This window comes from Xanthobacter sp. BG11Y11_SDJG (genome assembly GCF_057364445.1).
This window is the reverse complement of record NZ_JBNFNU010000152.1, coordinates 1-9,269: the sequence shown is the minus strand read 5'-3', so window position 1 is coordinate 9,269 and position 9,269 is coordinate 1. Positions and strand designations below refer to the sequence as shown.

The 9,269-nt window shown below is 68.5% G+C and carries 13 protein-coding genes and 1 pseudogene; 6 read left to right on the top strand and 8 right to left on the bottom strand.

The annotated features are described in order from the left end of the window. Window positions 1-784 (top strand): GntR family transcriptional regulator (locus tag AC2W7M_RS13605; RefSeq protein ID WP_486132806.1); only part of this gene is annotated, 784 nt, incomplete at its 5' end. Here AC2W7M_RS13605 and AC2W7M_RS13600 read toward each other — a convergent pair. Continuing rightward, window positions 774-1,028: a hypothetical protein gene (locus AC2W7M_RS13600; protein ID WP_486132805.1), complete on the bottom strand. Its 255-nt coding sequence runs from the start codon at window positions 1,026-1,028 to the stop codon at window positions 774-776. The two genes, AC2W7M_RS13605 and AC2W7M_RS13600, sit on opposite strands and share 11 nt — an antisense overlap. Beyond that, window positions 1,012-1,740, bottom strand: a complete 729-nt coding sequence (locus AC2W7M_RS13595; protein ID WP_486132804.1) for a LysR family transcriptional regulator — start codon at window positions 1,738-1,740, stop codon at window positions 1,012-1,014. Before AC2W7M_RS13595 ends, AC2W7M_RS13600 begins: the two co-directional genes overlap by 17 nt. A gap of 202 nt (window positions 1,741-1,942) precedes the next feature. Here AC2W7M_RS13595 and AC2W7M_RS13590 point away from each other — a divergent pair, with 202 nt between their 5' ends. The 5 genes and pseudogenes from AC2W7M_RS13590 to cutA all read left to right on the top strand — a co-directional run. Further along, a complete protein-coding gene (locus AC2W7M_RS13590; RefSeq protein WP_486132803.1) occupies window positions 1,943-2,353 on the top strand; it encodes a PIG-L deacetylase family protein in 411 nt (136 codons plus the stop codon). Continuing rightward, entirely contained in the window at window positions 2,281-2,625 is a 345-nt protein-coding gene (locus AC2W7M_RS13585) for a PIG-L deacetylase family protein (protein WP_486132809.1), read from the top strand. Before AC2W7M_RS13590 ends, AC2W7M_RS13585 begins: the two co-directional genes overlap by 73 nt. Beyond that, the gene (locus AC2W7M_RS13580) at window positions 2,567-3,667 is read left to right on the top strand and encodes a tripartite tricarboxylate transporter substrate binding protein (protein WP_486132802.1); all 1,101 of its coding nucleotides are present in this window, start codon (window positions 2,567-2,569) and stop codon (window positions 3,665-3,667) included. Before AC2W7M_RS13585 ends, AC2W7M_RS13580 begins: the two co-directional genes overlap by 59 nt. 65 nt (window positions 3,668-3,732) lie before the next feature. Further along, entirely contained in the window at window positions 3,733-4,419 is a 687-nt protein-coding gene (locus tag AC2W7M_RS13575) for an RraA family protein (RefSeq protein WP_486132808.1), read from the top strand. Window positions 4,420-4,503: 84 nt separating this feature from the next. Then, window positions 4,504-4,716, top strand: a pseudogene (cutA, locus tag AC2W7M_RS13570) (divalent-cation tolerance protein CutA); the annotation flags it as partial. 105 nt (window positions 4,717-4,821) lie between these two features. Here the strand turns inward: cutA and AC2W7M_RS13565 are convergent. The 6 genes from AC2W7M_RS13565 to AC2W7M_RS13540 form a co-directional block, all read right to left on the bottom strand. Beyond that, window positions 4,822-5,610, bottom strand: coding sequence for an inositol monophosphatase family protein (locus tag AC2W7M_RS13565; RefSeq protein ID WP_486132801.1), 789 nt, complete (start codon window positions 5,608-5,610; stop codon window positions 4,822-4,824). A gap of 106 nt (window positions 5,611-5,716) precedes the next feature. After that, window positions 5,717-6,511, bottom strand: a complete 795-nt coding sequence (locus AC2W7M_RS13560) for a tetratricopeptide repeat protein (RefSeq protein ID WP_486132800.1) — start codon at window positions 6,509-6,511, stop codon at window positions 5,717-5,719. A gap of 130 nt (window positions 6,512-6,641) precedes the next feature. After that, a complete protein-coding gene (locus AC2W7M_RS13555; RefSeq protein ID WP_486132799.1) occupies window positions 6,642-6,875 on the bottom strand; it encodes a hypothetical protein in 234 nt (77 codons plus the stop codon). Further along, window positions 6,824-7,381: a TonB-dependent receptor domain-containing protein gene (locus AC2W7M_RS13550; protein WP_486132807.1), complete on the bottom strand. Its 558-nt coding sequence runs from the start codon at window positions 7,379-7,381 to the stop codon at window positions 6,824-6,826. Before AC2W7M_RS13550 ends, AC2W7M_RS13555 begins: the two co-directional genes overlap by 52 nt. Next, window positions 7,279-7,983 (bottom strand): hypothetical protein, encoded by a 705-nt coding sequence (locus AC2W7M_RS13545; RefSeq protein ID WP_486132798.1) that lies wholly within the window; start codon window positions 7,981-7,983, stop codon window positions 7,279-7,281. Before AC2W7M_RS13545 ends, AC2W7M_RS13550 begins: the two co-directional genes overlap by 103 nt. Next, the gene (locus AC2W7M_RS13540; protein ID WP_486132797.1) at window positions 7,871-8,866 is read right to left on the bottom strand and encodes a TonB-dependent receptor plug domain-containing protein; all 996 of its coding nucleotides are present in this window, start codon (window positions 8,864-8,866) and stop codon (window positions 7,871-7,873) included. The genes AC2W7M_RS13545 and AC2W7M_RS13540 overlap by 113 nt, the downstream gene beginning before the upstream one ends. Between the last annotated feature and the right edge of the window lie 403 nt (window positions 8,867-9,269).

Here is a 9,269-nt window from a genome sequence, read left to right as displayed (position 1 = left end):
CGCGGGCACGCCCCGCCCCCGCCCACGGCCGCCCCGGAGGCCCGACGGCCTCGCCTCCAAGCCGCTCTACCGCCAGGTGCGGGAGTCCCTGATCCGCCGCATGGTGGAAGGCGTCTGGGCGCCCGGCGCGCCTTTGCCCAGCGAGATGCAGCTCGCGGCGGAGCTGCGCGTCAGCCAGGGCACGGTGCGCAAGGCGCTGGACGAGATGGCGGCGGAAAATCTCGTGGTGCGCCGCCAGGGCCGCGGCACCTTCGTCGCCCGCCACGACGAGGACCGCATCCTGTTCCAGTTCTTCAAGCTGGTGTCGGACGACGGCGTGCGCCGCTTTCCCGAAAGCCGGGTGCTTTCCATCGCCAAGGGCAAGGCGAGCGAGGCCGAGGCGCAGGCGCTCGCGCTGGTGCGCGGCGCGCGGGTGATCCGCATCCGCCGCATGCGCGCGCTCGACGGCGCGCCGATCCTGGTGGAGGACCTCGCTTTGCCCGAGACGCTGTTTTCCCGGCCTCGTCGAGGCGGGCGTGCCGAACAACGTCTATGGCCTGTATGCCGCGCGCTACGGCGTCACCGTGGCGCGGGCGCGCGAGAAGCTGAAGGCGGTGGCCGCGCCGGCCGAGGATGCGGCGGTGCTCGGCGTGCCGGCGGGCACCCCGGCTTTGCTCATCGACCGCCTCGCCTTCTCGCTGGAGGAAGTGCCGGTGGAATGGCGCATCAGCCTCTGCCTCACGGGCACCATGCACTATCTCTCCGACCTCACCTGAGGAGGGAGGCGGCGTGTCTCATTTCTTGAACTCGTTGAGGTAGCCGGTCACGATCAGCTCTCGGACACACGCCTGGACCACCGCCAGAAAGGCCCCGACACTCCCCGTGACGTCGTCCCGACTGCGAAGAATGACTCCGCCGGGGCGCGGCGGCGTGCGGATTTCGCAGGGCAGGGTTCTGAGGTTTCCTCTGATCAGGTCCCCCACCAAGGCCAGGCGCGAGAGCACCGAGATGACGTCTGTGGCCAGAATCAGCTCACGGATGAGCGACATGGAGCTTGCCCGCAGCACCGGGGGCCGAATCTTGACGCCGTTTCTCGGATCGCGCGATCCACGTCCTGACCGATGCGCTGGGTGAGAGTCGGCAGGACGGCGCGCTGCGTCGGCAGGGCGCGCAGATCTCCAGCCCCGCCGAGAAGATGGGATGGCCCTCCCGTGCGAGCACCGCCAGGGGTTCGTGATAGAGCGCTTCGCGGTGGAAGGTGTCCCCCGCCTCCGCGTCATAGAGCCGGCCGAGAACAAGATCGACCTTGCCTGCGGCAAGCAGAGCCAGGAGCTCATTGGTGCGGCCTTCCACCACTTGAATGGCGATCTCGGGATATTCCATCGCGAACAGCGAGAGCACGCGCGGCAGAAGGCCGGTGGCGGCGGACGGCAGCACACCGATCGCCGCCGTCTCCGAAAGCCCGCTCTCCAGCAAGGAAAGGTCGTCGGGGATGCGTTCGACCTCCGCGAGAATCCGACGGGCGCGTGCGAGCACCATCTCGCCGGACCTCGTGGGCGTGACCCCGCGCGGCAAGCGGTCGAACAGGCGCACGCCGAGATAGTCCTCGAGCTCAAGCAGGTTGCGTGTGGCGGCCGGCTGGGTCAGGCCGAGCGACTTCGACGCCTTGACGATGCTGCCATGTTCGGCGACCGCCACTGCGACCCGCAATTGCCGGATGCGCAGGCGCTGCCTCAGCAGGGAATAGCTCTTCAGGGCCACGAGTCCTCCATTCCCGGCCGCCGCCTTGGCCCTCCGGACCGCTATCTATATCGAAAACGGCATAGCTTGATGCAATAAATTGGATCGTCGTGGCGACGTACCGTCGCTAGCTTTCGTGCGGATATCGCCTGGATAGAGGCCGAGCCAAACCGTGCGGAGGATATTAAGTGCCTGAAAAGACTTTTGTTGTTGTGAGCGCCACGTGGGCGACTTCGTCTGGCGCGCGGGCGGCGCCATCGCTTCCCACGCCCGGCGCGGATTTCGTCCCATCGTTATTTGCTTGAGCTACGGCGCGATCGGGGAATCGGCCCGCCTCTATACCGAGCCCTCCATGACCGCCGCCAAGGCGCGCGACATCCGCCGCGCCGAGGCCGAGCAAGCGGCCAAGATCCTCGGCGCGGAGATTCATTTCCTCGATGCCGAGGACTATCCCTTGCGCGCCACGCCGCAGATGTTCGAGTGGACCGTCAAGCTGCTGCGGGAAGCCCAGCCCCAGTTCATGATCACCCATCCGCGGTCGACCCTTCGAACTGGGATCACGTGGAGACCTGCCGGTTCGCGCTCGAGACGCGCCAGGTGGCCCAGGCCCAGGGCCGGCCGTGGGGGCCGGTAGCCGGCGCCCCGCAGGTCTACAGCTTCGAGCCGCACCAGCCCGAGATCTGCGCGTACGTGCCCGACACCCACCTCGACATCTCCGACGTGTGGGATGTGAAGTGGCAGGCGATCCAGTGCATGGAGAGCCAGAAGGCGATCTGGGACTATTACAAGGGCGTCGCCGAAAAGAACGGCAACCTTGCCCGCCGCCGCAATTTCGGCGCCGCGACCCATGCCGAGAGCTTCCAGCGCATCTTCCCCTCCATCGTGCGCGGCCTCGAGCCCGCCTGACCGTCGCCAGCTCCGGACAAGCACGCGCGCCGACCCGGCGCGCCGCACCAAACACCAGGCCAGGAAGACGCCATGCTCAAGAAGAGGATCACGCTCGCCTTGCCGCGCTGCTGCTGGCGGCGGCGCCCGCGGCCGCGGCGACCCCAATCCCTCAAAAGCCGGTGACGATCTATGTGGGCTTCTCGCCCGGCGGCGCGGTCGACACCGTCGCCCGCGCGCTGCGGAGCACCTGTCGGCCAGCCTCGGCCAGACTTTTGTCGTCGAGCCCAAGCCCGGCGCCGGCTCCAACCTCGCGGCGCGGGCTGTCACCGGCGCCGCGCCGGACGGGCACACGCTGCTCCTCGGTACCAACGGGCTCGCCATCAACATGGCGCTGTTCAAGTCGCCCGGATTTGACGTGGAGAAGGATCTGCAGCCCATCTCGCTGGTGGGCGAGATCCCCTCCGTTATCGCGGCCAATCCAGCCTTTCCGGCCAACAATGTGGAAGAGCTGGTCAAGCTCGCGAAGGAGAAGCCGAACGAGATTGCGTTTGCGACCCCCGGCATCGGCTCGCTGCCGCACCTCGCCATGGCGCTGGTCGCCAAGCAGGCGGGGATCGAGCTGCGGCATATCCCCTATCCCGGCGGACGCCCCGCGGTGACCGACGCCATCGGCGGCCACGTCCCCCTGGTGGTGGTGAATGCACTCGAGGCCGCGCCGCACATCCGCGCCGGCCAGCTGAAAGGCATCGCGGTTACCGGCCCTCAGCGTCTTGTCTCCCTCCCGAACACGCCGACAGTGGCGCAGGACCCGCGTTTCGCCGGCTACGAGGCACAGACTTGGTGGGCCCTGTTCGCCCCTGCCGGTACGCCGCAGCCGGTGGTGGACAGGCTGGCGTCAGCGGTTCGCAAGGCGCTGACCGATCCGGCCCTGCGCCAGCGGATCGAAAGCGTCGGCGGCACCGTGCATTCCTCCACTCCGCGGGAGCTCGCGGCCTTCGTCGCCGCCGAGCGCGCCAAATGGGGGGAGTTGATCCGCCAGCTCGCCCTGCCGCCCAACTGAGCGCCGCCCGTCCCGGACGACCAGGCCGGGACGGGCTTCCCTTTCTCCCGCATAGGTCCATGGCGATGGCATTCGGCTTCAGGATCAAGGAACGGTTCACCCGCGTGCCGGCGCAGTTGGCGGAGCGCTTCAGGGGCCTGCCGACGGCGAACATCAGCGACGCCATGTCCCGCATCCAGGGCAGTGGCGCGGTGCTCCGTCCGCTGCACGACGGCAGCCCACTGGTTGGACCGGCGCTGACCGTGCGCACCCAACCCGGCGACAACCTGATGGTCCATAAGGCGATGGACATCGCTGAACCGGGCGACGTCATTGTCGTCGATGGGGGTGGTGCTCTCCACAACGCCCTGATCGGAGAATTGATGATCACCTATGCGCAGGTGCGGGGGGTCGCGGGGTTCGTCATCGACGGGGCGGTGCGGGACCTCGATTTCATCCGCAGGAGCCCGATCCCCATCTTCGCGGCCGGGGTGTCCCATCGCGGGCCATACAAAAACGGGCCAGGCGAGATCAATCTCCCGATCTGCCTCGGCGGCATGGTGGTGGAGGCGGGCGACCTGATCGCGGGCGATGCCGATGGCGTCGTGTCCGTCCCGAGGCGGGACGCCGAGCAGATCCTTGCCTCCGCTCTTGCCAAACAGGCGTCCGAACGGCGCCAACTGGCGGCGACCCTGGAGCGAACGCTGGATCGCAGCTGGGTCGATGCCGAACTCGCCAAGCTAGGCTGCGTGTGCGAGTCGGATCCCGACTAGCCGCGGCGGCACCGCTTGGCGGCACGCGCTGAGGCGGGCACCTTGGCGGCTCCGGCCCCGCAGCCGCCGTTTCCGGAGCAGCCCATGGATTGCCGCCTCGTCTACACCACGTTCCCCGATCGCACCGCCGCCGAGGAGGCCGCGTGCGCTTTGCTGGAGCGGCGGCTCATCGCCTGCGCCAACATCCTGCCGGGCATGGTCTCGCTCTATCGCTGGGAGGGAAAGACCGAGCGCGCCGAGGAAGTGGTGATGCTGCTGAAGACCACCGCCGCCCGCGCCGACGAGGTGGCGGCGGCCGTGGCCGCGCTCCACCCCTACGAGGTGCCGGCGATCGTGATCCTGCCGTCGCGGGCGGTGGCGCGCCGTTCCTCGCCTGGATCGCCGCCGAGACGGCGTGAGCGATCAGGCCGCCTTCAGCAGGCGGTAGAGATCGCGGCGGATCAGCTCGTTGCCGGCAATCACGTGGCCCTTGTCGAGAATCTTGTCGCCGTCGTCCATGTCCGAGACATAGCCGCCCGCCTCGCGCACCAGGATCAGCCCCGCCGCCATGTCCCAGGCCGCAAGGTTGCGCTCCCAGAAGGCATCGAAGCGGCCCGCCGCCACCCAGGCGAGGTCGAGCGCCGCCGAGCCGGTGCGCCTGAGGCCCGCCACCTGGGTCTGCACCGCCTCCAGCTCGCGGTTGAACTGGCCGTGGTCGCCGCGCCCCATGTGCGGCAGGCCGCAGCACACCACCGCATCGGAAAGCTTCTTGCGGGCGGCGACGCGGATGCGCCGGTCGTTCATGAACGCGCCCTGGCCGTGCTCGGCGATGAACAGTTCGTCCGCCACGGGATTGTAGATCGCGCCCGCCACCGGCGTGCCGTTCCGCACCAGCGCCACCGAGATGGCGAACATGGGGATGCCGTGCAGGAAGTTGGTGGTGCCGTCGAGCGGGTCCACCACCCATTCGTTGGCGGGGTCGGTGCCCTCCACCCGGCCGCGCTCCTCCATCAGGAAGCCGAATCCGGGACGCGCCTTGGACAGCTCGGCGAACAGCACGTCCTCGGCCTTGCGGTCGGCGGCGGAAACGAAGTCCGCCGGTCCCTTCATGGACACCTGGAGCTGCTCCACCTCCCCGAAGTCGCGGGCCAGCGCGCGGCCGGCCTTGCGCACGGCCTGCACCATGACGGTCATGAGGGGGGTACGGATCATCGCGAAAGGGTTCCCGGAATTGGCCATGCATGCGCCCGCGGACGGGCGCGCCTCGAATGGGCAGGCGTGAAGTCGGCGCGAGGTGTGCCCGCGACATGCGGCGCCGTCAAGGCAGGGCTTCGGATCGGGGACCGGCGCCCTCAGCCGCCCCACTTGCGCGCCAGCGCCTCGGCCTTCTGGCGGTCGGCGTCGGAGAGCTTGGCCACCACGTCGTCCAGCAGGGGGTCGCCGAGCCCCTTCTTCTTCGCCACCAGGTGCCAGCTGGCCGCCGCCACCTTGTCCTGGCCGGTGCCGCGCCCGACCGAGAGCAGGCGGGCATAGCGGTTCTGGGCGATGGCGTTGCCGGACAGCGCGCGCGGCGGAACAAGACGGCCGCCGCCGCCTCATCCTTCGGTACGCCGACGCCGTTGAACAGCATGATGGCGAATTCCACCTGCGCGGTGACGTGGCCGAGCCGGGCCGCCTTCGCCATCAGCCTGGCGGCGCGCGCGGGGTCCCGGTCGACCCCGTTGCCGTCCTTCACCAGGACGGCGAGCGCATAGACCGCATCCTCGAGGTCGGAATTGCCGGCCACCTCGAACCAGTGCGCGGCTTCCGGCACGTCCTTGGGCACGGCGCGGCCCTGAAGATAGAGCAGGCCGAGATTGTAGGCCGCCGCCCCGCTGCCCTTCTCCGCCGCCGCCTTGAACAGGCGCGCGCTCCGCCTCGTCCGGTGTGGCGATGAGCGGGAACGACCACAGCCGCCGGAACACCTGCGCCATCTCCTCCCCCGCATGGGGGCCGCACGATCGCGCAGGCCTGGCACACGGCCGTCGATGCGCGCGCGCGTCGCCTTGAACCACAGCGCCTGCGCCCGCTCGCCGGCGCGCGAAAGCGCCGGCCCGCCGCCGAACACGGTCATCAGGCGGAACGGGCCCTCGTGCGCGGCGATGGCGTCGAGGCCGGCAAGATACGCTGCCTCGTCGCCTCGCCATAGGGCTGGTGGAAGCGCAGCACCAAAAGGCTGCCGGGTTCCTCGTCGAGACGCACCATCAGAAGGTCTTGCGGTAGCCGAGCGTCACCGTGCGACCCCAGGCCATCACGGGCAGGTTGCGGGTGGCGGTGGCCGAAGGGTTCTCGTACTGCGCATCGAGCAGGTTGCTGACCGAGGCATAAGCGAGGCCGCCGCCGAAGGGGTGGCTGATGGCGGCATTGAAGGTGTAGCCGCTCTCGATCACATAGGTGCCGGTGCCGTCGAACACGTCGCGGCCGGACCAGCCCTCCATCTCCAGGCGCACGATGTGCCGGCCTGGAAGGCATACTGCCCCCAGAAGGTGCCGCGCACCGGGGTGGCGATGCGGTTGTTGGGCAGGAAGGCGTCGATCACGCCGTCGTCGTCGCTGTCCCACTGGCCTTCCCGGAAGGTGCCGTTGGCGCCAACCGTGAACTGGTCGTTCACCTGGTATTCGGCGGTCGCCTCCACGCCATAGATCACTTCCTTGGTCTGGGAGACGGTGTTGGTGGAGGCGACGAAGTTCACGCCCGCGTCCGAGGTGGAGTAGTAGCCGGCCAGGCTCCCCCGGAAGCGGCCCGCGCTGCCGCGGATGCCGAGCTCCCAGTTGTTGACGATCTGCGCCTCGATGCCGAGGTCGTCGTAAGACATGGAGAGCTTCTTCGGGCAGGTATAGTTCACCGGCGGGAACGGCCCCATGCCGATATAGCAGCCGTAATAGAGGATTTCCGACGCCCCCGAGGCGCCGGCGCGCCGGGTGAAGGCGCCGATGTCCGGCAGCGCGAAGCCCTGGCTGAAGCCGCCGTAGAGCTCGCTGGTCTCGGTGAGCTTGTAGGTGCGCCCACGTTGAAGGTGGGCGCGGAATACTGGTACTGGCCCCCGGTCACCGGCAGGTCCGGCAGCACCGCATAGCCGAGCCCGGAGAAGCCGATGAACACCGGCGGGCGCACGAAGTCGCTGACCGTGAGATCCAGCAGCTCGTAGCGGGCGCCGGCGCGCACCACGATCTTTTCGCCGATCGGCACCTGCAGCTGGCCGAAGGCGGCGTAGCTCATCTGCGAGAGCGGGGTGAAGATGTTCTGGCCGTTGGTCAGCGTCTGCCAGGTGTCGTCGTGGACGATGTCGCCGCCCCAGGTGAAGGTGGCGCCCTTCAGGAACGAGATCGGCGTGTCGATGGTGAGGTTGAGGCCGGTGCGCTCGGAATAGAGTTCGCTCTGATTGTAGGGCGAGGTGGGATTTCCGAGGTTGCCCGAGTAATAGACCGCGCCGTTATAGTCGATGCTGAAATCGGAGAAGTTGAAGCGCTTCTTCACGTCGTTGTAATAGGCCAAGAGCGACAGGTTGCCGAGCGCGAAGGCGCTGTCGGTGTAGCGCGCGCTCACGGTCTTGGTGTCCTCCAGCACGCATGCCGGTGTAGAAGTTGCCGAAGTCGGGCTGGGCGTAGGGCAGGCCGTAGCGCGTCATCCACTGCGGGTTCTGCTCCAGATAGGTCCAGCCGGCGGAGACCTCCAGGCGCTTGGTGGGATCGAAATTGTAGCCGATCTTGCCGAAGAAGTTGCCGCGCCCGAAGCGGTCGCCGCCGCCCTGGCCGAGCATGCCGTCCGACGGCAGCTCGTTGCCGGCGCCGTCATAGGTGCGGTCGGCGAACGTGCCGGTGCCGGTGAAGATGTAGTCGAAGCCGGTCTTCGAGCCGCCCGTCACCGTCGCCGAGACCTCCGGCGCCAGCGAGTTGCCCGGATCGGCGGTGAACATGCGCAGCGCGGTGTTGATGGAGACCTGCGGCTTGCCGTCCTGCGGGCGCTTCATGATGAAGTTCACGGTGCCGCCGGTGGCGCCCGAGCCGTAGAGGCTGGAGGCGCCGGCCACCACCTCGATGCGCTCCACCGCGTTGAGGTCGATCAGCGGCAGGATGCGCGAGACGTTGCGCAGGGGCGTGTTCTGCGGCACGCCGTCGATCATCACCAGAAGGTCGCGGCCGCGGAAATTCTCGGACGCGCTGGAGATGGTCTGCGTGGACGGCGAATAGCCGGGGATCAGCTTCGCCAGCACCGCGGCGGCGTTGTTGGTCAGCTCCAGTTGTTCCTGGATCTCCGCCTGGTCGATCACCCGCACCGTCTGCGGCACGTCGGCGATGGGGCGCTCGGCGCGCGCCGCCGTCACCACCAGCGTGTCGAGGGTGATCTCCTCGCTCTGGCCGGGGGGGCTGCGCGTCCTGCGCGCGGGCGGCGGGGGCGGCGGCGAGCGCCGCCAGCAGCGCGCCCGCACCTACGGCGCAGGGGGTCAAAGACCCGAATGAAGCACGAGGCATCGAAGAACGAGGCATGGAAGAACGAGGCATGTGTCCGCCCGCAGTTTTAAGTCGTTCTGAAAAAGGAGCCTCCCCAGCCGTCCGAAAATCCAAGTCGGCCGTGGATCGCGTACAGCTTTCATGCGGCCGACGCTCTCTGCATGTCTTGGACTGGGGCGCCGGAAAAGATGGACTGGAGCGAACCGCGGATGATAATCATGAGGCTGTCGCAATTCGGCAACGATTTAGAAACGTTCTACTATGCGTGATGCCTTCTCCCCCGCCTGGTTCGACGGCGCCGGCGTGCCGCCCCCCGAGCGGCCGGCGGAATTCGCCCGCGCCTTCCGCGCCGCGCTGGCGGACGTGGACATCGAGGTGGCC

Excerpts from the sequence above, each read along its gene's own strand:
- AC2W7M_RS13560 (WP_486132800.1), bottom strand. The coding sequence starts at position 6,511 with ATGACCGTGTTCGGCGGCGGGCCGGCGCTTTCGCGCGCCGGCGAGCGG.
- AC2W7M_RS13565 (WP_486132801.1), bottom strand. The coding sequence starts at position 5,610 with ATGATCCGTACCCCCCTCATGACCGTCATGGTGCAGGCCGTGCGCAAG.
- AC2W7M_RS13555 (WP_486132799.1), bottom strand. The coding sequence starts at position 6,875 with ATGGAGGGCTGGTCCGGCCGCGACGTGTTCGACGGCACCGGCACCTAT.
- AC2W7M_RS13580 (WP_486132802.1), top strand. The coding sequence starts at position 2,567 with ATGCCGAGAGCTTCCAGCGCATCTTCCCCTCCATCGTGCGCGGCCTCG.
- AC2W7M_RS13600 (WP_486132805.1), bottom strand. The coding sequence starts at position 1,028 with ATGTCGCTCATCCGTGAGCTGATTCTGGCCACAGACGTCATCTCGGTG.
- AC2W7M_RS13575 (WP_486132808.1), top strand. The coding sequence starts at position 3,733 with ATGGCATTCGGCTTCAGGATCAAGGAACGGTTCACCCGCGTGCCGGCG.